A 23,540-nucleotide genomic window follows, 5' to 3' on the forward strand; every position below is an offset into this window, starting at 1 on the left:
CCATGTGAGAGTAGGACATTGCTAGGCTTCTATTTAAAGAAACCCGTAGCTTATGCTACGGGTTTTTTGCTATCTGGTATTTGAAAAACCAAACACTCATAAAAGACGATAGGTAATAGCGATAATTGTAGGACTCAACTCCTCTTATCGTGTGCTTATGACATTAGTACATCTTTATACGTTATTACTTACCAATAGATATTGTTAAATGATCAAATGTTTTTATTTGGTCAAGTACTTTAACTACATCTTCATGGGAAGTTTCATAACTAGGTATAACTACGGCACTTTGTGTTTGGCTTTTTGCTAGAAAATTCTCGATACGTGCAGGTAGTCTTTCTATGTCTACAAGTTTACCATCAAATGTGATTAGGCCTGTTTCGTTTATCTTTACTAGTATTATTGGATCATTATTCTTAGGTGATTTTGACGCTTCAGGTCGATTCACAAGCATCCCTTCTTCTTTGACAAATGAAGTTGTTACAATAAAAAATATCAGCATGATAAATACAATGTCTAGCATTGGTGTCATATCTACTTCGCTTTCTTCTATTTGATGTTTATTATTTCTTTTGCTCATAGTAACTTCCTTTTTATGCTCGATGTTATGATATGAATGTAGTACGAAGGTTGTCGTAAGTCGAGTTTTTGATTTATAAGAATAAGCTTTGTTATGTGATTATTTTAAAAGTAATGCTGTATCAAATGAATTTTGATAAAATATAATTAATTGTTCTTCATAAAAACTTGATAAAAATGGCTATTAATTGGTTTCCTGGGCATATGCATAAAGCCCAAAGAGAAATAAAAGACATCCTTCCTCAGATTGATGTTGTTATTGAAGTATGTGACGCACGTTTACCTTTCAGTAGTGAAAATCCTATGATCACCGAGATAAGGGGTGATAAGCCATTAATTAAAATATTAAATAAATCTGATTTAGCTGATCCTATTAAAACCCAAATGTGGTTAGATTATTTAGAATCTCAGCAAAATGTAAAAGCTATTGCTTTAACGACTGATAATCCAAGTGTTGCTAAAACATTACCTGCATTAATTCGTAAGTTAGCACCTAATAAAGACGAAACGGGTAAGCAAATTAATGCTGTTATTATGGGAATACCTAATGTAGGAAAATCTACATTATTAAATACCTTAGTGGGTAAGGCTAAAGCTAAAGTTGGCAATGAGCCTGCGGTAACTAAAGGTCAGCAAAGAATAAAACTTGAAGAGGGTTTATATCTTTACGATACACCAGGTATGCTGTGGCCTAAAATTGTCAATGAAAATAGTGGATATCGTTTAGCTATCACTAGTGCAGTAAAAGATACTGCTTTTGATCATGATGATATTGCTTGTTTTGCAGCTGACTACTTGCTTCTTGAATATCCTGAACGATTAAAAGAGCGCTATAAACTTGAAACTCTACCTGCAACAGAGATTGAAGTATTAGAAGAGATTGGACGTGTTAGAGGTTGTGTTAAAGGCGGTGGTCGTGTGGATCTTCATAAAGCTTCAGCCATTTTAATCAATGAAATACGTGATAAAACTTTAGGTGCTATTACTTTTGAAACACCTGAAATGGTTGAAAAAGAAATTATACATTTTGATAAAGTTGAAGAAGATAAAGTTGCAGCCCGTGAAGCTAAGAAATTAGCACGTGGCCGTGGACGTAAGAATAAAAGATAGGCTCATTTTATTATTTCAATGTGGCAATAAATAGTAATTAATCAATTAGATTTAAGAAGCTGAAAGGGGCGGTCTCTTCAGCTTCTTGTCAGACTTGAATAGTTAAATGAAATTACCGCTCTAATGCTCAAGTAATTTAAATAAAATCTGTTTAACAAGTTGCGGCTCAAAAGGTTTATCACAAAGGGCATTTACACCATCTTGCTCTATGTTTGCAAGGTGCGTATCGTTACTTTCACTGGTTACCATTAAAATAGGTAGATGTGATTGCTGACTTTGTTCTCTCACATAGCGAGTCAATTCTCTTCCATCAACTTCAGGCATGTTGTAATCAGTTACAATCAGATCGAACATGTTATCTTGTAATAAGTTAATAGCTTGTTGGCCATCCACTGCTTCAGTAACTTTCATTAATCCTAAGTTATTTAAAACACGCTTGATATGATTACGGGCTAAGCGACTATCATCAACTAACAATACTCTTATTTCGTGAACATCAAAATGCTCTAGCTCTAGTTCATCAACCGATAATAAATCGATAGTTGTATTAATTGCTGCAGCTAGGTGATCGTGGGTAAATGGCTTTGGAAGTAGAGCGATAACACCAGATTGCTTAAATTCTTCTAAACTTTCTCTTTTATGCTCACTACTTACAAGCATAAAGGCCGTATCTGAAATTTTATCGTTTGAACGAATTTTTTTAAGCATATCTAGTGCAGTACCATCTGCAAAATACATAGCACTTGTGACGAGGTCATAAGGGTTTCTTTCTAAGATATTTAAAGCTTCTGTTAAGCTTTTAGCTTCTGATAATTCAGTGACACCTTGTCTTTTCAATTCTTTAGTGATTATTTTTCTTTGAGTGTCTGATGGCTCTACAACTAAGATAGAGATATCACTTGGATTCATTGTTATCATGTTTTCCCTTAAGAAAGTAAAGCGTATTAGTTAGCCACCAATAAACTTTACTTTAAAGCCATTCTTTTCAAGTACTTGCTTTATGGTGTCTCTTTTATCGCCTTGTACTTCAATAACTTCACCTACAACGCTTCCACCAGTACCACAGGTTTTTTTTAGTTTTTTAGCTAGTTCTTTTAAACCAGCACTATCTAATCCTAGTCCAGAAATAGTAATAACACCTTTTCCTTTACGACCTTTTGTTTCACGTCTTACTTTTGCGAAACCGTCTGAAGGAGTAATTACTTCACCTTTATCTTGTTCTTTTATTCTTCCTGTACCTGTTGAATAAACAAGTGTTGAGTTATTGTCGTTCATAAATACCTAATTATCGAATTTTAGTTATAAAAAAAGCCACTCAAAGTGGCTTTATTATACTGCGAGTAAAGGAAGTTTTATAGTTTACTTTCTAATTCTGGTAAGGCGTCAAATAAGTCTGCAACTAAACCATAATCTGCTACTTGGAATATAGGTGCATCAGGATCTTTGTTGATTGCTACAATCACTTTTGAATCTTTCATACCAGCTAAATGTTGAATAGCACCAGAAATACCTACAGCAATATACAAGTCAGGAGCAACAATTTTACCTGTTTGACCTACTTGCATGTCGTTAGGTACAAAGCCTGCATCTACAGCAGCACGAGAAGCACCAATAGCAGCACCTAATTTATCAGCGATGCCTTCTAGTAAAGTAAAGTTTTCACCATTTTGCATACCTCTACCGCCGGATATAACAATACCAGCAGCACCTAAGTCAGGACGTTCTGATTCAGAAACTTCATCATTTACATGGGCAGAAGTACCTGCGTCTTGCACTGAATCTAAAGTGATAACTTCAGCACTACCGTCAGTTGCAACAGCATCAAAACCTGTTGATCTAACTGTGATCACTTTTTTACTATCTAAGCTTTGTACGGTCGCGATTGCGTTACCTGCATAAATAGGGCGAACAAAAGTATCAGCACTTTCAACGCCTATAATGTCAGATATTTGAGCAACATCTAATAACGCTGCAACGCGAGGCATAAAGTTTTTACCTGTTGTTAACGCTGTTGTTAAAATATGATCATAATCTGCTGCTAACTCAGTCACTAATAAACTGATATTTTCAGCCAGTTGATGTTCATAAGCCGCATTGTCTGCAACTAAAACTTTACTAACACCATTAACTTTAGCTGCTTCATTTACAACATCACTACAGTTTGAACCAGCAACAAGTATATGAATATCACCACCAATTGCTTGAGCGGCTGCAACTGTTTTTAACGTATCAGCTTTTAAGCTTTTGTTATCATGTTCAGCAAATACTAGAATACTCATGAGATCACCTTCGCTTCATTTTTTAATTTTTCAACTAATTCATCAACACTACTAACAACAATGCCAGCTTGACGCTGTGCAGGAGCTGTTACTTTAATCACATTGCTACGCGAGGTTAAATCTATACCAAAATCTGCAGCAGATTTAACTTCTAAAGGTTTACGTTTTGCTTTCATAATGTCTGGTAGTTTTGCGTAACGTGGCTCGTTTAAACGTAAGTCAGTAGTTACTATTGCTGGTAAGCTAAGTGCTATAGTTTGTAAACCACTATCTACTTCACGAGTTACATTTACTTTATCGCCATCAACACTTACTTTTGAAGCAAAAGTACCTTGCGGCATTCCAGTTAATGCAGCAAGCATTTGACCTGTTTGATTGTTATCACTATCGATTGACTGTTTACCTAAAATCACTAGCTGTGGCTGTTCTTCTTCAACAACTTTTTGTAGTAGCTTGGCAATATTGATTGACTCTAATTTTTCTTCAGTATCAATTTGAATAGCACGATCTGCGCCTAAAGCTAGAGCCGTTCTTAACTGTTCTTGGCAAGACTTGTTGCCAATTGACACTACAACTATTTCAGTTGCTACACCTGATTCTTTAAGACGAACAGCTTCTTCTACTGCTATTTCACAAAAAGGGTTAATCGACATTTTTACGTTAGCAAGATCTACATCGGTATTATCTGCTTTAACACGAACTTTTACGTTGTAATCAATTACACGTTTTATAGGTACTAATATTTTCATCGTAGCCTCTGATGGTACAAGTTAATTGTAATTATTAATTATGATAAACCTTCACTTTAATCTTAGCTGTTAATGCAAAGAGTGTTGTAAAAGTAACTGTAGAGTAAATTTAGCTTAGTTATATTGTTTAAATCTCACCATTAAAAATAAACATTAATAACTTTCTGAGTAAAAATTTTATTTCAAGCTAGTATTTACATACCAATTATCTTTATTTATTGATATTATCAAACAGGTGTTTGAAAATCAAACGAGTGTTTGAATTTATTTGTAAGCAGATTGTCAGTGGGAGATATTATGGAACGTGAATCGATGGAGTTTGATGTTGTAATCGTTGGTGCAGGGCCTTCAGGCTTAGCTACTGCATGTCAATTAATGCAACTCGCACAGAAAAATGAAAAAGAATTAATGGTGTGTGTTGTAGAAAAAGGCTCAGAGGTTGGTGCGCATATTTTATCTGGTGCTGTATTTGAACCCACAGCCATGAACGAATTATTTCCAGATTGGAAAGAAAAAGGTGCCCCATTAAATACCGCTGTAACTGGCGATGATATTTTCTATTTTAATAGTGAAGAAAAAGCCACTAAGTTACCTCACTTCTCAGTGCCTAAGACTATGCATAATGAAGGTAACTATATTGTTAGTATGGGCAATGTATGCCGTTGGTTAGCTGAACAAGCAGAGCAACTTGGTGTTGAGATTTTCCCTGGTTTTCCTGCTCAAGAAGTTATCTATAATGAAGATAATAGTGTTGCTGGAATTATAACAGGCGATATGGGCTTAGACGCGGAAGGTAACTCTAAAGATTCGTTTGAGCCGGGTATGGAGCTACGCGCTAAATATACTGTTTTTGCTGAAGGCTGTCGTGGTCATTTAGGTAAAGAACTTATTGCTAAGTTTGGCTTAGATGCTGAATCTTCACCGCAACATTATGGTATTGGCTTTAAAGAAATTTGGGATATAGATCCAGAGAAGCATCAAGAAGGTTTAGTTGTGCATAGTGCTGGTTGGCCTTTAGAGTCTGATACTAATGGTGGCGGTTACTTGTATCATGCTGAGAATAACCAAGTGTTTGTTGGTCTTATTGTTGATTTAAATTATAGCAATCCACATTTAAGTCCGTTTGATGAATTTCAACGTTATAAACATCATCCAACCATCAGCCAATATTTAGCTGGAGGCAAACGTGTTTCTTATGGTGCCCGTGCTATGGCAAAAGGTGGCTTTAACTCATTACCTAAAATGACTATGCCTGGTGGGATATTGGTTGGCTGTGATGCTGGCACAATTAACTACGCTAAAATTAAAGGTAATCATACGGCGATGAAGTCAGGGATGCTTGCAGCTGAAGCTATTTTTGAAGCAGTAGTTGCTGGTGATGAAGGTGGCAAAGATCTAACGTCTTTTACTGATAAATATAAAAACTCGTGGTTATACGACGAACTTTACAGTACACGTAATTTTGGTCCAGCTATGCATAAGTTTGGTACTTTTATTGGTGGAGCTTATAACACGTTAGATCAAAATATTTTTGGTGGTAAATTACCGTTTAATTTTAAAGATGATTCTTTAGATCATGCGCAGCTTAAGCTGGCAGCTAATGCTCCTAAAATAAATTATGCTAAACCAGACAACGTACTAAGTTTTGATAAATTGTCCTCTGTGTTTATATCAAATACTAATCATGCAGAAGAACAGCCTTGTCACTTAAAACTAGCTGATGCAAGTATTCCTATTAGTGTTAATTTACCTAAGTATGCCGAACCAGCTCAACGTTATTGTCCAGCAGGTGTATACGAAGTGGAATCAACACCTGAAGGTGATAAGTTCGTTATTAACTCGCAAAACTGTATTCACTGTAAAACGTGTGATATTAAAGATCCGAGTCAAAATATTACGTGGGTAACACCTGAAGGTACGGGTGGACCAAATTATCCTAATATGTAATTTCATCACGCCTAAATAGCAATTTTATTCATAACAGCCTGCTTAATTAATTTTAAGTGGGCTTTTTTATATGTGTAGCTTGAATAGTCTCTATATTGATTATCTCAATTAACCCCAAATTAATTGTTTGTTTTTCATTAGGTAGTTATATAATCCCCTTAAAGGTTTATAAAAAATGATGACTTTGCATTAATTGGTTTGAGAAGAAATCATAAAAAGAAATAAGAGAGTAGAGTATGTCCTCAGATAGATACGGCACTAGTGCTAATTATAAAAGCCAAGAAAAAGGCTACAGAGATAGAGCATTAAAATTATACCCTTGGGTTTGTGGACGTTGTGCTAGAGAATTTGAATATTCTAATATTAGAGAATTAACAGTTCATCATATCGATCACGACCACACCAACAATCCTAATGATGGTTCTAATTGGGAACTTTTATGTATCTATTGCCACGATAATGAACATGCCAAATACACAGATCATGCGAATTATAGTACTGAAGTAAAGGCGGGTGATACTAACCAAGATCAAGCAACCTATAATCCGTTTGCTGATTTAAAGTCTCTTCTGAAAAAATAGTAAAGTAATAATAGGATATTAATGCTTTAACTCGAGGTTGTTTTACTCGTTAGAAATGAACGCTTTTAATGTGAGTTTTGAATAAACAGGCTTATTTTGCAATGATAAGATAAGTCTTTTTCTATAACGAGAAGATTTGAAGCTAGCCTAACTTTTTAGTAATTATACAACGCTTATTCAGCAGTAAGGTGTTTCTCATAGCCGTTTGCACCAAAAAAACGGATAGATTTTTTCATCTTGAGCTTTTTAGCTATCAGTTGATTATTGCTGTATATTTTTACTACCTGCTTATCGCCATTATTATCAACTTCATATTGGTGATCTGGATTTAACCTCAAATTATCAAACTCAGTTTTCATTATTAACTTCAAAGTTAACTCCTCTAGCTTAACGCATCAATTTGTTTAATTTGAGCTAACATATTGTCAGCGTTATTATAGTCAAGACCTATCGAGTAAAGCTTATTTCCTGACTGATAAACTAAACTAGGAAAACCATTAACACCTAAGCTACGAGTATAATCTAACTCTTGCTCAAACAAAGCTTGAACTTCTTTAGAACCTAAATCGTTGATGAATTGTTCGCAATTGAAGTTAGATGTTTTAGATAATTCAGCGGCTAATTCGATGAGTAAGCTTTCGTTAGACGGGTTTCTCGCTTGGCTATAATAAGCTTTTTGTATCAGGTGAGTTATTTGCTCATCGTATTCAATGCCTTGCTGACGAGCAGCAATAATTGCACGATTAGACGGGTAGGTTGAGCGTCTTGGTTGGCACTTAGTCCAAAAATCAAAGTTAAATAAAGTACCTGGAATATTCTGTTCTATTCTCTGCCAAGTGTCTTTCAACATATTTTGCATGTCTTTTGGCATAGGCTCATCTGAATCCGGCGCTAAACCACCTACAAAGCGTTTAATGTTAACCGAGCTATCTAAGCTAGCAAATAGTTTTTGTCTAACAGGTTCAAATCCCCAACACCAACTGCACATAGGATCGTGGACATAAATAAGGGTTTTATTCATAGAAGATCCTATGTTTGCAAATACGATTAAGGATTAGTGTTTACTTATTAATAAGTCTAATTCTTTTTTAGCTAAATAGTTATCCATTTTTGAGCGTAATAATTTATACAAAAGAATAGAGCCGTCTATTTCTTCTTTACGATTTGTTAAGCTTTCAATGTTCAAACCCAAAGGTAAATCGTAAGGTAAAACTGCATCTAAAATTTGTTGTAAGCTATTCACACAAATACGGATAGATTCATATAACGAGTTATTTGCGTTAAGTATGCGTAAGCTCGTAGCTTCTGGAACACTAACACCTAACCAATCAATAAATTCTAAGGTTTTTTTGCTGCCACAAGGAGAAAAAGTAAGAATTAAACGTTGTGGTTTAACGCCTTCATTTTTACATTCAATCGCATAACGCGTCAGCATATCAATAGTCGCTTGTGGGTTATAAATAGCTTGAGATATAAAAAAGTTACAACCCTGATGATGCTTTTCAATCAATCTTTCGTGCTCATTACCTTTACTTGCATGACGCTCAGCGATAGTTACACCACCAATAAAAAAGTCATGTTGATTATTAACTAAGGTTTTATAAGCATTTTCCAAAGAAAGAGATATGTTATTTTTCTTTGAAGGACTCCCCACTAATACAACATCTTTAACGCCATAGGTTTCCCAAGCTTCATTTGCCCATTCATCAAAAGCTTCAGCATCTGACTGAATAACACTTTTGTAAGTAATAACTGGACGTTTCGACTTTTTATTTAACAGTGATGAATATAAGCGAGTGTCGTGAGTCGACTTAAATGGAAACGGTCTAGGTTTACTTGTGCGCGAGTTTTCATCTTGAATGTCGTAAACAATTAAGCCGTCGAAATCTATATCGCTTACACGTTCTAATAACTTACCAGCAATGCTTTCAACTTCTTCAAGAGGAGTGTCACTTTTTGGCGGTGTGGTACCAATAAAATAAACACCACGGTGTATATCGTTATATCGAGCTTTTAATTCAGATTCATTTTTCACAAGTTCAATTCTTTAATGGACGTTTAGACGTCTATATAGTCTTACAGTTACTAAAATTTGTCAAGGCTCAATTATCTAGAAGCTAGATTAATTCGAACTAATTAAAAATATAACATGATGTGATTTAGAGGTAATGCAAATATTCTGTAGAATACACATTAAGAATAGTCACGAGTTCACTCCACATAATGCAGAAAAGTAGAATAGATAAATTTGTTAGCAATGCTCTGTCTGTTAATAAACGAGACGTTAAGTTACTGTTAGCGCAAAATAAAGTGATGGTTGATGGCATAGTTATTACAGATGCCGCTTTTCAAATTAATAAGTTCTCAAAAATTTGTGTAAACGGCAAAGTACTGCAGAGTGACAAACCTCTTTATATGATGCTGCATAAACCTGTAGGCGTAGTGAGTGCTACTAAAGACGAAATTCATAAAACGGTTATTGATTTACTCGATAATCCAAATAAAGAGTCATTACATATTGTCGGACGTTTAGATTTAAATACCTCAGGCCTAATGTTATTAACCAATGATAGCCGTTGGTCTGAACGATTAACCTTACCTCAAAGTAAAGTCCCTAAGGTTTATCAAGTAACCTTAAAAGAACAACTTACCCAAGACTATATCGCTGCTTTTCAACAAGGAATGTATTTTGAATATGAAGATATAACCACAGAGCCTGCAATCCTTGAAATAATCTCTGATTACGTTGCCCAAGTGATACTAATGGAAGGGAAATACCATCAAATTAAGCGTATGTTTGGTCGCTTTAGAAACCAAGTGATGCAATTACATCGAAGTAAAATTGGTAACTTGAGTTTAGATGCCAACTTAAAAGCCGGAGATAGTCGAGAGTTAACGGCTGAAGAAGTTGAAAATATCTTTAGCTAAGATCCAGACTTATTGTTCTTTCGGATTAATTAAGGTTTATTTATAGTTTTACTGTTGTTTATAGCTAGCTTAGCGTGAACATTAATTTATTATGATAATTGAGCTGACATCAAGTTATGAGTTTTCATAAATAGGGCCTTTTAGCTCAAGTTGAGTGAGATACACTCTTAATTCAAACTCTAATTGATGATAGTTTGGCAACATATGCTCGCACAATTTATAAAATGCTTTGTGTGCTACTCCTAATAATAAAACCAATCAACTAAGTGTAACTTACTATTATATATAATTTAAAAGTAAACAAGACAGTAAATATATATTGACAATAATCAATATTTTTATATACTGGGTTTTCGTACAGTATTTAGGTGTTTGAATTTTGAATCCAGTCGCTATTAAATCATTACCAGTTGTACAAAAGGCACTATCACCAGCTTACAAGAAGCTCCTCTCAGATAACACCCCTAAAGGTTTTGTAGGTGTAGTAGTGAACAACTATGCAGCTTACATATCAACCTTTAAGCTGGGTAGTTATCCAACGATGGAGATTCTTAACAGCCATGAGTTGTTATCAAAGCAATTGCGTGGCTTTGTGGGCTTTATGTACTCGCAATACGACTGCAAGCAAGCATACGATGTGGCAAACATTGTCATCAGAACCTTTAAAGCGCTTACTAAGCATGCAATCAATACACCTCAGCTGCCAATTATCAAGGTGAACGAAAGCATCGAGCAGTGTATTGCTGAATTCAAAAAATTACAAGTCAGCCCAGAGCGCCTCGCGTACCTTGATGGCTGGCAACTGAAATCAAAGGAAGGTAAAGTCTTCAACTTTGCAATAGGTGAATTTCATGAAGCCTTTGGTGATAAGCTGACTGCTGATATTTATCATCATGCTCGCCAGTATGGAACAACACAAAAAACAGCTAACCTGCGCAATGGGGTTACTGCGCTAACTGATCTTCTAAATTCATTTACAAAGCATTGCGATAGCGCAGAAGATTTGCGCGCTCAACTGAAAACTAATAAATTGAGTGCGTTTCTTGAGAAGGTCATGTGGTGTTCGTTTAGTAGCCATTTAGCGAAAGGCAATAAAAGTGAAAGCTTTTTTGTCCTGTGGGTTAGAGCTATTAATGTTTTTAAAATATGTTTTATTGATAGCGGATTAATTGATGAACCAGTTCGACCTATTTTAACACCCTTATTCAAAGAAGACTCTCAGCCTATCGCAAAGATAGCTACGGGCGGTAAGTTAACACCCAAAGAAGAGCAGCTGTGGCTTGCCTCTATTCCACTGCACATAAAAGATGAGGCAGTCATCCAAATTATCGAGGACAGGTTACGAGATAGTGAAGATCATGTTCGTGCATCTTATCATACTGTTTTTGAACGCATAAAAGAAAAACATGAGCGCAACCTTGAATTGGCAAAAGCAGGTGTGGTTAAATCCATTAGAAAAGTCGGTGGCGGTGTTAAAAAAGATGAATACGTGCGCGTGGGGCGTGACCACCTAGAGAATAGCATTGCCACATTCTATGAGCATGGTATCGGGGCAAACGTTGCAAATTATGTTGTTCTTTTTGGGGGATCTTACAGTAACCACGATCATCTGAATAACTCTGCTCTAGTGAATGAATTTAATCTGCCCACCACCAGTACGTTAGGTGCACTGTGCACATTGTTAGTGTTGGAACACCCCCAACTCACCCCTTCTGCTCTTCAGAATTGGGAGCTGTTTGATAAGAAAGAGCAAATGACAGGGTATAAACAAGTTGGTGGTAGTTACGTAATTGTCGTTTATAAAAATCGCAAGGGGGCGCCGAAAGCACAACAAGACATTATTCTTAACGAATACAGTCAATCCATTGTTAAGACGTTAATTGATCACACTGAACTTTCTCGACAGTATCTAAAAGCAAACCCGAGCACAGATGAGTATCAAGAAAACGCGTGGCGTTATATGTTACTCAAGGCTGATTTGCAAAAAGCAAGTTGGTGCGGTAATTTTGCCGCCAGTATCAACGCGGCATCCATGAGCAGCGCCTATCGGCAGTGGGTGTATAACCACTCTAGTGGTATAAATGAAGCCGATAAGTTATTGCTATCTAAGTCGGTAGGCTTTCGTTCAGCTCGTAAAATCCGAGCTATTCGCACGTACATTAAAACCCGCTCTTTGCGCGAAGTAGCAGAGGTGTTGGGGCATGAAACGGTCAATGTAGACCTATTAAATAAATACCTTCCCTCAGCGCTGATGGATTTTTTCAATGCAAGATGGATTCGCCAATTTCAAAATGCGCTTATTTACATCGCAATGCAGGAATCGGACTATCTTTTTGAAGCGGTTGATATTAAACCTGAAAACCTCGATGAATTTCTACAAAACCACGGTATTCACGATATACCTAAATTGTTTGGTAAATTCAAAAATGACGCAACGCTATCCCTTGTTGAGGAGGAAAAGTCCCGAGAACGATTTGATGAGGTAACTCTTACCATTACTAAAAATGTGATGAGAGTGCTTATTGCCATCAAGTGCATCGTTGACCGCTCAAAAGAAGTACAGGATGGTCAAACCTTTCGTGACATCGTATCAACCTGGTATGAGGCTGCTACGCTCATTCTTACCGAAGATGCGCGAGAAAGTACAATCAATGCAGAGCGTTCGCAACTTATCGCTACTGCAAAGAAAAATCCCCTTGATACTCAACTCGTCGTTGGAGCGTTAACATGTTAAAACTGATTGTAAATAACTTGAAGGAAAGAAAGGTTAAACTTCATGAGCTAAATAGCGAAGAGTTAACTGAAACGCTTCACTACGCTGTTGCAAACCAAGATTTCACTTTACAACGTGAAATTGGCAATCATTTTACCCACATTTACGACCATACCAATGAAATGCCTTATTGGTTTAAAAGTGAGTACGATGATGATGTCACTGTTATGAATTTCGGTCAAAAGGATAAAGTTGTTGACTGGTCATCTGTGACGCTTGACGATGGATTACCTCTCAATCACTCTAAGCATAAACCTCTGCTAAATGGTTTTAAAAACTGGTTACTTGCGGTGTCCGACCCACTTGAAAATGGGGGGGCGGTCATCAAAACCATCACAGCAAAAATGGGGGTAGATAGAGTCCTGTCATTAATTGACGCCATTTTATTGCGCTCAGCCGCATTAGAGTTAAGTCAATATCACCTTAGTCACATCAATGCTGACTTCTGGCTGTCTGTTTTTAAAGCAATGTCTGAGGATGGACCAACCAACGGAGTCTATGATTTTACAAGTCGCACCGTAAAGTTAGTTAAAGCGCACGCAAACAACATCACACAAGATCAGGTAAAAGCTTTTGTGAGAAAGTATCCTTTTGTGAGCAGAGATATAGCAGAAGACGATTTAACGCTTCATTTAACAAAAGAAGACCGCGTTAAGCTATGTTGCTGGCTTTACGCTCAAGGTTATTATAAATATAGGACTAATTTTGAGGCTCAAGGTAATGGTACTTTGCTCGCAATGCTGCTATTTAAGGGGAAAATAGCATCCCCTATCCTAAACATTCCCACATCGCCTGAACTCTGGCTTGCCGAAAAAAAGCGAACCACTGAATATAGCCCCTTTAACACTGAAAACATAGAAACGTCAGCCGCAGAGAAGACAATTAGCCTCTACATCTCAATGGCTAAGTTGATTAACATCAACATATTCAAGGACAACGCAAGTTCACCTCTCACTGATGCAACAAAAGCACTTAGCATAAGAAAAATTAATGACTTAGTGACGTTAAAACCACCAGGGCGTACTCAAACTTTGCACCCTGACATGGTCTTTAAACTCACGCGACAGTCTTTTGAATTTGCTCTTAAGTACCAGCAAGAGATTTTGGATGCTTGCTTGTTAGCACTCTCACAAGCTGCTAACAAAAGTGTGAAATCATATAGCAACAAAGAGCGACCTCGCGAAAAAAGCTCTTCGTTCGTTCCTGAGATTCATCAAAACATGTCAATGACTGAGTGTGGTCACTTTATGAAAACCCAAGTAATGAGTACGTTGAATGAAAAATCGGTTAAGGCTATGGGTATTCGACAGGTTTTATCTTTTGAAGTTCTAGCTACTGACAAGTACAACGCCATACGGAACAACGATAGTTTATTTGAGCTTTACAGTGTTCTCATAGGGAGTTGTCAGTACCTTACTGGCATTATTGCAGCAAGGCGACAGGATGAGTTAATATCATTAGCAAGCAGTGGTAATCTGTCACCAAACAAAAACCCATTTGAGGAGGAGAATGAGGATATTGAATATAATCTCATTTTTAAACTAAAAAAGTCTGGGAATGGCGGTAAGTTATCGACCAACAAAATCATTGAAAGACCTATTACTACCTCTCTTGCTAAAATCATCTGGAGACTCGAAGCGTTTAACGAGGCCGCCATATCGCAAGGGGTGGTTAAAGGGAAAACCCTAGGTCTTTTTAATAACTTAGACGCAAGAGTGTGCCACCTCACTAAAATTAAAGTTAAGAGCTTTAATGCTCACCTCGATTCGATATGTGACTACTTTGAAACACCCCTTGTTAAGATGAATAATGGTGAGCTAAGACGACAGTATGTGAGACAACATCAGTTACGTCGATTCTTTGCTTTGCTGTTCTTCTGGCAAAAACGTTTTCAAGGGCTTGAAGCCTTGCGTTGGATGCTAGGACATACTGATATGTCACACTTATATCATTACATATCAAGCAATGAAGTGGGCGATATCCTGAACGGGGTTAAGGCCACTGTTATTGTGCAAGGTGTGCTAAATAAGGATGGTGAGCTAGAAAAACTAAAAAATATCGGTGAGTTAAAAGCAACGCTAGCCAAAAAATACAATGCTGGTACAGTAATTATTGATGACTTGGAAAGCGTCATCGACCTGGCAGATGACGACGACATAACTGCTCCGCATATTGACCAATTGAAAGCAGAGGCAAATCTGGAATCTAACCTTGAAGCGTTACTGAAAACGGGTGAAATCAGCTTGGAGCCGAATTTCTTCAAAGTTACCGACGAAGACGGACAGGTTCGAGAAACTTTTAACTTAGCATTCCAGGTAAAAGTCGTGTAGGAAAAGTAACAATGAAAAAGAATAAAGAAAGCAATCAAAGAACAATACTGGCAACCGAAGCACTGTTACTGGAAATTATCAAATCGCCAGATGAATTTAAAAACAATGATGTCCTAACAAAAGCCCTTAAATCGCAAGGTGGCTTAGCCAAGTATGTAGATGCCGAGCGACACATCAATACTATTTCAATTAATACCGTTAAAAGCCTTTCAGAGTTGTTGTTAGAACAAGGTTTTGAAGGTTTTGATACACTCAGAACTAATGCTCGTGACTCCATAGAGAAAGCCTTAAAAGGGAAAATTAAAAAGAGCAATGAAGAGAGTGCAAGGCAAAAGCTAGCGTCAACTGAAGAAATGCTTGTTATCACTCAGCAAAGTAATTTCCTATTGAATACAGTCATTAAAGAAATGCGCGGACACTTAAAAGCAATGGCATTGCAAGATGGTAGGGATGAAGAACGTTTAAAGCGCTACAAAGATATTAATAAGAAGGTTGAGGCGCAGCTTAATTATGTCAACTATGGTGAAGTCTGATGCCTGTAGTTAAACTAAAGGATTTTTCTCGTTGGTCACACCTTGGTTTTGATGGGAAATTGAAATTTTATAAACCAAGGGATATACCGTTTGTCTCCTATAAAAATGGCGTGCCTTGCTATGAAGCCAACATGTATATTCATAAACTGCTAGAGGAAGGATTGAAATACCAGACAATCAGGACGTATGCCAACTGTATTATTGCTTTGGTCTATCATGTCGAAAGTGCAACCCATCTTAACCGTTTTAGAGATTTAACAGACGCTACTTTTCGCTTGTTTATACAGGGATTGCAAAGCGAGAAACATCCTAATGGCGAAAAGGTTAAAAGTAACAATAGGGTTTTGGAAGTCGGCATTCGATGCCTTAAATTTCTTGAGTTTGTTCAAGAGTATCATGACTTGAAACTATTTATTGGCACAGACAAAGCCAATGCCATTACGGTGGTTGAGACAACTCACAAAATTTCAATTGAGGGAAGTAGGCACAAGAAAGAAATTACCTCTACTTCGCATATTTGCCTGCCAAGCAAAGATGCTGTTAAAAGACGATTACCAGTTGGTGAAAAAGACGCGTTAAAGGTATGGGGTTTTATACAAACCAATGTCAATAAAGCTGTTCGTTATCGTGATATAGCTCTGTATCAATTAATGGAGCAAACAGGTGGTCGTGTAGCAGAACTTCATCTCGTAACCGTGGATGACTTCAAAGAAGCTAGATACATGAATGAGCCGTCCCTTAAAATGCACACGCTAAAGCGTAAAGACGAACAAACTACAAGGCATGTGCCTATTCCCCATACGCTTGTTACTGATATTGCTCAATACATGAAATATCGTCGCAAAATCATGAAGAAGAAAGGGCTCACTGGAGATAAAGACCATGGCTTCTTGTTCATAGCAACAAAAACAGGTGAGCCTTTTAAAGCGGACTCATGGACGACCTATCTGAACAAGTGGAAAAAGGAATTAGGCATCAAAGGTGCACTTCACCCGCACCTCTATCGTCATGCTTTTATTACAAACAAACTCATTGAAATTATTCAGCAACATGAAGATGTTACTAATGTTGATGATTTTAGAAAACATCTACTTAATGCCGAAACTTTCAAATTACAATTAAAAGAATGGACAGGGCATACGCTATTGCACTCCCTTGATACTTATATTCACTTGGCTTTCGCTAAAATACGAGGCTACGCTAAAGCTTACAGTGCAGTTGCACTATCGGCATCAGTAGGAATTGTTGAAGACCAGTTAAGTCGTATTGAAAAGCAAATTCAGGATAAAGAACTGAACTTTACAGAAGCCCTAGCATCACTGAAAAGCACGATAAAGGCTTTTGGATTAGATATTAAACAAGCTAAAATTTGATGTATGGATACTGATGTAGTTGCTCGTCTTTTATCTTACACTTTTCAATGTTGGATTGAACCTAATCGTACAGTTGATTAGGTCAGCAAAGATACGAAAGAAGACCTTACCCTTGGCATATCTAGCGACTTTTGAACCGATGAAAATCATCCCTGCGTTAGATAATAGAATTGTTCTAAATTTCATCAGGAATCTATAAAGTCAAAAATTCTAATTTGATTAGAAAATACCAAAGCGGACATTAGATTAATATGATTTTAAGTATTAATTTCTATGGTGCTTCGGGGCACATTGCGCCACAGGATTTAGCAGCACTTTGTACGCAAAGATGAAGTATGAGTTTAAAATTTCGAGTGTTTGTCGAGATCAATTGAGTACCAGTTAGTTGACCTAATATAACCGACAGCAGAATTGAAAATTATTGGGAAAGCGGACGTTCCTAAAATCGGTTTGAAATAAACGGCTTAAAATATTCATTTAATAACCAAAGAAAAACAATTATAAGGCAACAATTGATGTTGGTGCGCAAAGTTTTTACCACACCATAACTTATGTCACTTGACCAGAACGCCTTGGCTAATGATATATCGTGTTCATACTAGATACTTGAGTGTTGATGCTTATTAATGTTGTGACAGAGACTTTTTATTTGATTTCAACTACGCTTTTAACTGTAAAATTCGACGAGCACCACTTAATACTACAAGGGCAATTATAAATCCAATAACAAGATCTGGATAACGAGATCCTGTCAGTGTTACCAGTAGTCCAGCTAATATAACGCCAACATTTGCGATAACATCATTAGCTGAGAAAATCCAACTAGCCTTCATATGAGCGCCATTTTCTTTACTATCGGATATTAAAAACAAACATGTAACATTGGCAATTAACGCAAGTGCACCAAAAATCATCATTAAATTTGATACGGGTTCACTTCCGTATATAAATCGCCTTAACACTTCACTTAAAGCACCTAACGCAAGGATAACTTGTAGCAATCCCGATATGTGGGCTGCTTTGAGTTTCATCTTAATACTTTTCCCAACCGCATATATCGCTAATCCATATACAGCAGCATCTGCAAACATATCTAAAGAGTCAGCAATCAGTCCAGCGGATTGAGCAATCCAACCCGCGATGAATTCACAAAAAAACATGAACCCGTTAATGATCAGTAACCACTTAAGAATAATGGTTTCTTTCCCTTCATTTTCTTTATCAGATACTTTGGCTTGGGTTGCTTCAACACTGCAACTTTCTCTGGTTATTTCTAACGTAGCACCTAAATTCAATGATTGAAGCTTCGTAGTTATCTCATCCAAATGAGCATCATGAAAAACTTTAACTAGCCGATTAGGAATATCAAATTTTAATCCAACAGGTGGTTCAATACCGTCGAGCGCTAACCTTATCAATCGTTCTTCAGAAGGACAATCCATCTTAGGCACTTTATAATCAGTGGTGAAACGCCCATCAAAAGCATCAGTATTTTTAAACTCTTTAATACTAGAGTCAGTAACAACTGACTCACATTGGCCACTACATTTATTTGACATAAAAAACCTTGCTAAACACATTTTTACAAAGTATAAAGTCTATAGTAACTATAGAGTCAACAAAGAGATTTAATATTATGAAAATTGGCGAACTAGCAAAATTAACAGATTGTTCAGTACAAACGATCCGTTATTATGAAAAAGAACAACTCTTGAAATCCCCAGAGCGAAGTGAAGGAAATTTTCGTTTATATAATAAATCGTCACTTAAACAATTGATGTTTATTAAACAATGCAGAACGCTCGATTTAACCTTATCGGAAATTCGTCAACTGCTTGAGTTACAAAGTTCACCCTCGATTCAATGCAACTCAGTTAACAACATGATCGATAGTCATATTCAGCAAGTTGAACAACGTATTAAAGAACTTAATAGCCTAAAAGAACAATTAAATTACTTAAGTAACACCTGCTCAAATAATGGAACAATTGAGCAGTGTGGTATTTTACAAAAGCTTACCAGTGACGTAGCTAAAAATGTTTAGATACAATGCTGATCTTAAATCATTATTTGTTTTCTTCTAGATCTATACATATAGGCTATAAATAAAACCAATATTGCCAACTGTGCCATTATGCCTTCCCAAGTAGACCCAACACCAATCCAATCAACCTCTACAGTAATTGGCAATGGAGAAATTCCAATAACGGCAGCCTCTTGTAATGCTGAAACTGCTTTTCCCATTAATATAAATGACAGTGCTAATAAGAGATATGTTGTTGTTGAAAAGAAACGAGCAATTGGCAATTTTACAGAATATTTAAACATTCCCCATGCAATAATCGATAACACAGCTATCCCGAATAAAAGTCCACCGATAACAAATGAGTATTGAGTCGTTGAGGCTTGTGTTAACAGTGATTGATAGAATAAAACCGTTTCAAAAACCTCTCGGTAAACAGCGATAAATGAGAGCACGGCTAATCCCCAAAGTGTACCTGCTTCTAATTGTGTATTAATGTGCTTTTGAATGTATGCCTGCCAGTGTTCAGCATTCGTTTTGCTATGCATCCAGATCCCCACATAGAACAACATTAACGCTGCAAGCATTGCAGCAATACCTTCCATGACTTCTCGACTTGCACCACTGATATTGATCATTGACTGGGCTACCGCCCAAGTAGCAAAACCCGCTAGTAGCGCACTGAGCCAACCAAAATGGACATATTTTAAGGCATCATGACGTTTAGTTCGAATTAACACTGTTATCAAAGCCAGCACAACCAGCAAGGCTTCTAAACCTTCTCTTAGCAAAATAACTAAGCTTGCAGTAAAAAGAGCCTCATTTGATAAAGTGGTTTCTGTCAGAAGTTTTTCCGCGTCATTGAGTTGCCTCACAGTAATTTCCATAAGGCTTTCAAGTTGATTAACCTGTTGTGCGTTACTTAACACTTGACGAAGCTTAATCAAGTTTCCTTCGATGCTTTTACGTAAATTTTTGTCTCGTGCATCCAAACTATTTTCAATTAATTCAAAACCATCTAGATAAGCACTCACAGCAAGTGTTTTGGCCTTCTCATACTCTTCATTTTTATACGCAATGCTTGCGGCAGCTAATTGAGTTTTGGTTATAGCTAAAGGACCACTTTGATTGGTAAACAATAATTTTGGATCGGCTCTTAACCCTTCAATTTCATTTTTCGTTAATCCCTCAGTTTCTGTAGATAATTTTAATGGACTATAATTTATCCAGTTTTGTAATGAAACTGATTGTGATGGTTTGATGAATTCGCTTGATGATTGAAATGCTAAACTTCCGACATAAAATGCAAGGGACCATTTCTGCTGTTCTTTTAATTGTGTGAATGCAGGCATGGCCGTATCATCAAGCCCATTAGATATGGCATCAAACAAGCCTAAAAGTGAACGGTTTTCAGCACGTTTTTTATCGGTAAAATCGGTAGGAGCAGGCTCTAATCCCGATGCTAAAATACCATTTCCTTGACCTGAAAGACCGTGGCAACTCGCACAGTTATTTTCAAATAAAGAAAACGTCGCTTCTTTAGACAGTAATCTTTTAGGGAGAGGTAACTCAGGCATCATAGCCAATAATGAAATTCGTAGTTCAGAAGCAAATTGCCTGACAGTGTCTACTTTTTGTTTAGTTGAAATGGCGGTTTGTAAAGCCGATGCTTTCTCATTGAGAGAGTGCATAACATAATTATCACTTGACGTTTTATCAACTATCAATTGAGAGAATTCAAGCATTTCCTGGTATTCATCATCGTTAATAACTTGACCATTATCAACCGCTGATGCGTAATCGACCCCCACATATTCTGCCAACTGTGCTATCTGGCGTAGTTGAGCAACCTCATCAACCGTTGAAGCTACACTCAACTTCGAAAATAAAAGAATCGCCATCAACACTAAACAAAATAATGATTGTATTCCTATATGTTTTTGACTTATTAATCGCACGTTCCAACAAAATTGCATACTATGGCCCTTAAATATTACAGCCCAAATGATAATTATTATCAATTGTAATACCTATAGTTACTACAGAGTAAAGTATTTAAAAAATATTTTTATCGCCGAGTATTATCAATAAAAATGTAGAAAGCATTAGAAAACTAATTAACTAATCGTTACAAAATGAAAAAAGGGTTATCTAGCTAATTCTGAAAATATTTCTTGACTCTATAGTTACTATAGATGTTACCGTTGTACGGTTATTTTGAATATTCTTAAATTTAATTATTTTCTAAATACCTTCTCAATAAATTTGTGTTATGTATCCTTAAAGGTTTTGCTGTGAAAAATAAACTTCTGAATTTTACTTTAGTCATTTTGATTGTATTACAATCATTTGTAGCTATTGCAAATTCACAAGAAATTCATGAAATTGATATTCAGCATATCCAAATTGAACATTCACATGAATCTGATCGCTTTGTAGCTGACAAAGAATTACCAACAGACAATGAACATAATGCTAAAGATTGTCATCATTGTGGTCATTGCCATGGATTTCATATTCAGTGGCTCGTTCAATCTCAAACATTTACTGAGCGTCCGAATCAAATAGGACATCAGTATGGGTATTTATTTCAATATTCAAGCCCTCTTCACGATAACCCAATAATCCCCCCTATAAGTTAACTCTATTAGAATAGCTCAGTTTAGCTGAGCATCTTTATATTCGTGTCTACTACGATTTCACTGTCGTTAGTTAACACTATTTAAATAAATATGAGTTTAATTTATGAAAATATTTTTTCAAAAAAATATTGGCGCTGTGCTATGCGTCAGTATGTCTTTGGCTATTTTAATTAATATACAAAGCGTAAATGCACAAACAACATCGACATCTTGGTTATCGATGCAAATAAACAAACATCCCGATATTATTGCCGCCAAAGAAGAAATGAATGCTGTTTTTTCAAATGCTGAAGGAAACAAGCAACCACTTTATAATCCTGAACTAGAGACGGGTTATGAACGAGAAGGTGACGCTAATAATTATTCAATTGGTATTAATCAAACGATTGATTTATGGGATAAACGAGAAACGAAAGAGCAACAAGCTAACTTTAGCTTAACTCAAGCAAGCAAACACTTTGACTTTCTTGTTCAAGAAAAGACAGCGCAAGCTTTACAAGCGTTAGTTACTTGGCAAGCAGCTAAAAAACAAGCTGTTATTGCCCAAGAACAAGAAAAGCAGTTAGAAACCTTACTTGATATAGTTAAAGACCGTCAAAAAGCAGGTGATCTAGGGCAAGTAGATGCCGAACTTACTTTTTTAAGTTTATCCCAAATGTTGAATGTTACCGCAAAGGTACAAGTTCAATTAAAACAAGCAGAAGCCCAAACCAAAGAGCTATTGCGAGATTGGACGCCAGATAAAGAGGTTATACCTGCGCAAGGTTTAACTATCACTAATTATCAAATTTCACCTCAATGGCTTGAACAACATCCCTTAGTCTTAGCGGCAAAAGCACAGTGGCAAATAACTAGAAGTGATGCTCAACTAGCTTTGTTAGAAACTAAAGCTGACCCAACTATCGGTATTAATGCAGGAAAAAATGATAGGGAAAACGTGTTAGGCGTAACTTTTTCAATGCCTTTGAATATCCGTAACAATTATTCAGCCCAAGCAAGAGCTGCGAATCAACAAGCAATAGCTGCTGAAGCAAATTTTCGCTCCGTTATGCGCAAACAGAGATTTGCTATCCAATCAAGCACTGACACCTTAATCACTTATCAAAAAAACTATCAACGATGGCAACAATTGATGGATGGCAGAGGAAAACGTAGTGGCGATTTACTGCAAAAGCAATGGCAAAGCGGTGATGTAAGTACTACCGAATATTTACTTGCATTACAACAACGTGCTGAAGGTCTTAATGCTGGTATTGAATTACAAAGTCAATTTCAATTAAGCCAGATCGACTGGCTATTACAGGTGGGCCAAATTAAGGCCGCGACTTTGCAATTATCTCAGCTTTGAATATTAAAGGCATTATCAAGAATCAATTAATAGTCAATGAACCAATTTTGGAAAAAACATATGAATAAGCAAATTAAATTAATAACACTTGCCGCACTATTTTGTGGAATAACAACCATAAGTACTTCGACATTTGCAAATGTTCAATCAGCAGAAAAAACCGAAAAGCATGTTGAAGAAAAAGATGATGGACATGGGCATGAAGGTAAAAATGAGCACAAAGAAGAAAAAAACGATGGGCATGGACATGAAGGTAAAAATGAACACAAAGAAGAAAAAGACGATGGGCATGGACATGAAGGTAAAAATGAACACGAAGAAGAAAAAGACGATGGGCATGGCCAT

The 23,540-nt window shown here is 36.5% G+C and carries 21 protein-coding genes and 1 pseudogene; 12 read left to right on the forward strand and 10 right to left on the reverse strand.

Annotation, left to right across the window (positions count from 1 at the left end; translation table 11 throughout):
- Positions 1 to 184: 184 nt before the first annotated feature.
- Positions 185 to 580, reverse strand: coding sequence for a biopolymer transporter ExbD (locus Q5N69_RS17590; RefSeq protein ID WP_304370400.1), 396 nt, complete (start codon positions 578 to 580; stop codon positions 185 to 187).
- A 176-nt stretch (positions 581 to 756) separates the two neighbouring features.
- Between Q5N69_RS17590 and ylqF the strand changes: the two genes are divergently transcribed.
- Positions 757 to 1,689: a ribosome biogenesis GTPase YlqF gene (gene ylqF / locus Q5N69_RS17595; protein WP_304370401.1), complete on the forward strand. Its 933-nt coding sequence runs from the start codon at positions 757 to 759 to the stop codon at positions 1,687 to 1,689.
- A gap of 120 nt (positions 1,690 to 1,809) precedes the next feature.
- On the opposite strand, the gene Q5N69_RS17600 is transcribed toward ylqF, so the two are convergent.
- From Q5N69_RS17600 to Q5N69_RS17615, 4 genes are all read right to left on the reverse strand, one after another.
- Positions 1,810 to 2,607, reverse strand: a complete 798-nt coding sequence (locus Q5N69_RS17600) for a response regulator (RefSeq protein WP_304370402.1) — start codon at positions 2,605 to 2,607, stop codon at positions 1,810 to 1,812.
- A gap of 30 nt (positions 2,608 to 2,637) precedes the next feature.
- Complete coding sequence (locus tag Q5N69_RS17605) at positions 2,638 to 2,964, reverse strand: stress response translation initiation inhibitor YciH (protein ID WP_304370403.1); 327 nt, start codon at positions 2,962 to 2,964, stop codon at positions 2,638 to 2,640.
- A 77-nt stretch (positions 2,965 to 3,041) separates the two neighbouring features.
- Entirely contained in the window at positions 3,042 to 3,968 is a 927-nt protein-coding gene (locus Q5N69_RS17610; RefSeq protein ID WP_304370404.1) for an electron transfer flavoprotein subunit alpha/FixB family protein, read from the reverse strand.
- Positions 3,965 to 4,717 (reverse strand): electron transfer flavoprotein subunit beta/FixA family protein, encoded by a 753-nt coding sequence (locus tag Q5N69_RS17615; protein WP_304370405.1) that lies wholly within the window; start codon positions 4,715 to 4,717, stop codon positions 3,965 to 3,967. Before Q5N69_RS17615 ends, Q5N69_RS17610 begins: the two co-directional genes overlap by 4 nt.
- A 297-nt stretch (positions 4,718 to 5,014) precedes the next feature.
- Here Q5N69_RS17615 and Q5N69_RS17620 point away from each other — a divergent pair, with 297 nt between their 5' ends.
- Together Q5N69_RS17620 and Q5N69_RS17625 are read left to right on the forward strand one after the other, a co-directional pair.
- Complete coding sequence (locus Q5N69_RS17620; RefSeq protein ID WP_304370406.1) at positions 5,015 to 6,664, forward strand: electron transfer flavoprotein-ubiquinone oxidoreductase; 1,650 nt, start codon at positions 5,015 to 5,017, stop codon at positions 6,662 to 6,664.
- A 236-nt stretch (positions 6,665 to 6,900) separates the two neighbouring features.
- Complete coding sequence (locus Q5N69_RS17625; protein WP_304370407.1) at positions 6,901 to 7,245, forward strand: YajD family HNH nuclease; 345 nt, start codon at positions 6,901 to 6,903, stop codon at positions 7,243 to 7,245.
- A gap of 173 nt (positions 7,246 to 7,418) precedes the next feature.
- Here Q5N69_RS17625 and Q5N69_RS17630 read toward each other — a convergent pair whose 3' ends face one another.
- Genes Q5N69_RS17630 through Q5N69_RS17640 form a run of 3 tightly spaced genes read right to left on the reverse strand, consistent with a single transcriptional unit; the run spans position 7,419 to position 9,280 of the window.
- Positions 7,419 to 7,616 (reverse strand): hypothetical protein, encoded by a 198-nt coding sequence (locus tag Q5N69_RS17630; protein ID WP_304370408.1) that lies wholly within the window; start codon positions 7,614 to 7,616, stop codon positions 7,419 to 7,421.
- Between the two features lie 11 nt (positions 7,617 to 7,627).
- Complete coding sequence (locus Q5N69_RS17635) at positions 7,628 to 8,266, reverse strand: DsbA family protein (protein ID WP_304370409.1); 639 nt, start codon at positions 8,264 to 8,266, stop codon at positions 7,628 to 7,630.
- A gap of 33 nt (positions 8,267 to 8,299) precedes the next feature.
- On the reverse strand, positions 8,300 to 9,280 hold the full coding sequence (locus Q5N69_RS17640) for a methylenetetrahydrofolate reductase (RefSeq protein WP_304370410.1): 981 nt from the start codon (positions 9,278 to 9,280) through the stop codon (positions 8,300 to 8,302).
- A 188-nt stretch (positions 9,281 to 9,468) separates the two neighbouring features.
- On the opposite strand from Q5N69_RS17640, the gene Q5N69_RS17645 reads away from it, so the two are divergent.
- The 5 genes from Q5N69_RS17645 to Q5N69_RS17665 all read left to right on the forward strand — a co-directional run bounded on the left by Q5N69_RS17645 (position 9,469) and on the right by Q5N69_RS17665 (position 17,182).
- The gene (locus Q5N69_RS17645; protein WP_304370411.1) at positions 9,469 to 10,173 is read left to right on the forward strand and encodes a pseudouridine synthase; all 705 of its coding nucleotides are present in this window, start codon (positions 9,469 to 9,471) and stop codon (positions 10,171 to 10,173) included.
- Positions 10,174 to 10,552: 379 nt separating this feature from the next.
- Positions 10,553 to 12,907, forward strand: coding sequence for a hypothetical protein (locus tag Q5N69_RS17650; RefSeq protein WP_304370412.1), 2,355 nt, complete (start codon positions 10,553 to 10,555; stop codon positions 12,905 to 12,907).
- Complete coding sequence (locus tag Q5N69_RS17655; RefSeq protein WP_304370413.1) at positions 12,901 to 15,276, forward strand: hypothetical protein; 2,376 nt, start codon at positions 12,901 to 12,903, stop codon at positions 15,274 to 15,276. The genes Q5N69_RS17650 and Q5N69_RS17655 overlap by 7 nt, the downstream gene beginning before the upstream one ends.
- Positions 15,277 to 15,287: 11 nt before the next feature.
- Complete coding sequence (locus Q5N69_RS17660) at positions 15,288 to 15,809, forward strand: hypothetical protein (protein WP_304370414.1); 522 nt, start codon at positions 15,288 to 15,290, stop codon at positions 15,807 to 15,809.
- Positions 15,809 to 17,182: a site-specific integrase gene (locus tag Q5N69_RS17665; protein ID WP_304370415.1), complete on the forward strand. Its 1,374-nt coding sequence runs from the start codon at positions 15,809 to 15,811 to the stop codon at positions 17,180 to 17,182. Before Q5N69_RS17660 ends, Q5N69_RS17665 begins: the two co-directional genes overlap by 1 nt.
- 659 nt (positions 17,183 to 17,841) lie before the next feature.
- Here the strand turns inward: Q5N69_RS17665 and Q5N69_RS17670 are convergent.
- On the reverse strand, positions 17,842 to 18,741 hold the full coding sequence (locus Q5N69_RS17670) for a cation transporter (protein WP_304370416.1): 900 nt from the start codon (positions 18,739 to 18,741) through the stop codon (positions 17,842 to 17,844).
- Positions 18,742 to 18,818: 77 nt separating this feature from the next.
- Here Q5N69_RS17670 and cadR point away from each other — a divergent pair, with 77 nt between their 5' ends.
- Positions 18,819 to 19,226: a Cd(II)/Pb(II)-responsive transcriptional regulator gene (gene cadR / locus Q5N69_RS17675; protein WP_024592054.1), complete on the forward strand. Its 408-nt coding sequence runs from the start codon at positions 18,819 to 18,821 to the stop codon at positions 19,224 to 19,226.
- Positions 19,227 to 19,240: 14 nt separating this feature from the next.
- On the opposite strand, the gene Q5N69_RS17680 is transcribed toward cadR, so the two are convergent.
- The gene (locus tag Q5N69_RS17680) at positions 19,241 to 21,181 is read right to left on the reverse strand and encodes a cytochrome c/FTR1 family iron permease (protein WP_304370417.1); all 1,941 of its coding nucleotides are present in this window, start codon (positions 21,179 to 21,181) and stop codon (positions 19,241 to 19,243) included.
- A gap of 318 nt (positions 21,182 to 21,499) precedes the next feature.
- Between Q5N69_RS17680 and Q5N69_RS17685 the strand changes: the two genes are divergently transcribed.
- The 3 genes and pseudogenes from Q5N69_RS17685 to Q5N69_RS17695 all read left to right on the forward strand — a co-directional run.
- Complete coding sequence (locus Q5N69_RS17685; protein WP_304370418.1) at positions 21,500 to 21,847, forward strand: DUF2946 domain-containing protein; 348 nt, start codon at positions 21,500 to 21,502, stop codon at positions 21,845 to 21,847.
- A 103-nt stretch (positions 21,848 to 21,950) separates the two neighbouring features.
- The gene (locus Q5N69_RS17690; RefSeq protein WP_304370419.1) at positions 21,951 to 23,195 is read left to right on the forward strand and encodes a TolC family protein; all 1,245 of its coding nucleotides are present in this window, start codon (positions 21,951 to 21,953) and stop codon (positions 23,193 to 23,195) included.
- 60 nt (positions 23,196 to 23,255) lie between these two features.
- Positions 23,256 to 23,540: pseudogene (locus tag Q5N69_RS17695) on the forward strand (hypothetical protein); the annotation flags it as partial.

It is taken from the genome of Pseudocolwellia sp. AS88, from assembly GCF_030551755.1.
Lineage (GTDB): Bacteria > Pseudomonadota > Gammaproteobacteria > Enterobacterales > Alteromonadaceae > Pseudocolwellia.

What these genes read in the sequence shown, in the direction of transcription:
- Q5N69_RS17590 (WP_304370400.1), bottom strand. Translation starts at nt 580, where the DNA reads ATGAGCAAAAGAAATAATAAACATCAAATAGAAGAAAGCGAAGTAGAT.
- ylqF (WP_304370401.1), top strand. Translation starts at nt 757, where the DNA reads ATGGCTATTAATTGGTTTCCTGGGCATATGCATAAAGCCCAAAGAGAA.
- Q5N69_RS17600 (WP_304370402.1), bottom strand. Translation starts at nt 2,607, where the DNA reads ATGATAACAATGAATCCAAGTGATATCTCTATCTTAGTTGTAGAGCCA.
- Q5N69_RS17605 (WP_304370403.1), bottom strand. Translation starts at nt 2,964, where the DNA reads ATGAACGACAATAACTCAACACTTGTTTATTCAACAGGTACAGGAAGA.
- Q5N69_RS17610 (WP_304370404.1), bottom strand. Translation starts at nt 3,968, where the DNA reads ATGAGTATTCTAGTATTTGCTGAACATGATAACAAAAGCTTAAAAGCT.
- Q5N69_RS17615 (WP_304370405.1), bottom strand. Translation starts at nt 4,717, where the DNA reads ATGAAAATATTAGTACCTATAAAACGTGTAATTGATTACAACGTAAAA.
- Q5N69_RS17620 (WP_304370406.1), top strand. Translation starts at nt 5,015, where the DNA reads ATGGAACGTGAATCGATGGAGTTTGATGTTGTAATCGTTGGTGCAGGG.
- Q5N69_RS17625 (WP_304370407.1), top strand. Translation starts at nt 6,901, where the DNA reads ATGTCCTCAGATAGATACGGCACTAGTGCTAATTATAAAAGCCAAGAA.
- Q5N69_RS17635 (WP_304370409.1), bottom strand. Translation starts at nt 8,266, where the DNA reads ATGAATAAAACCCTTATTTATGTCCACGATCCTATGTGCAGTTGGTGT.
- Q5N69_RS17645 (WP_304370411.1), top strand. Translation starts at nt 9,469, where the DNA reads ATGCAGAAAAGTAGAATAGATAAATTTGTTAGCAATGCTCTGTCTGTT.
- Q5N69_RS17655 (WP_304370413.1), top strand. Translation starts at nt 12,901, where the DNA reads ATGTTAAAACTGATTGTAAATAACTTGAAGGAAAGAAAGGTTAAACTT.
- Q5N69_RS17660 (WP_304370414.1), top strand. Translation starts at nt 15,288, where the DNA reads ATGAAAAAGAATAAAGAAAGCAATCAAAGAACAATACTGGCAACCGAA.
- Q5N69_RS17665 (WP_304370415.1), top strand. Translation starts at nt 15,809, where the DNA reads ATGCCTGTAGTTAAACTAAAGGATTTTTCTCGTTGGTCACACCTTGGT.
- Q5N69_RS17670 (WP_304370416.1), bottom strand. Translation starts at nt 18,741, where the DNA reads ATGTCAAATAAATGTAGTGGCCAATGTGAGTCAGTTGTTACTGACTCT.
- cadR (WP_024592054.1), top strand. Translation starts at nt 18,819, where the DNA reads ATGAAAATTGGCGAACTAGCAAAATTAACAGATTGTTCAGTACAAACG.
- Q5N69_RS17680 (WP_304370417.1), bottom strand. Translation starts at nt 21,181, where the DNA reads ATGCAATTTTGTTGGAACGTGCGATTAATAAGTCAAAAACATATAGGA.
- Q5N69_RS17690 (WP_304370419.1), top strand. Translation starts at nt 21,951, where the DNA reads ATGAAAATATTTTTTCAAAAAAATATTGGCGCTGTGCTATGCGTCAGT.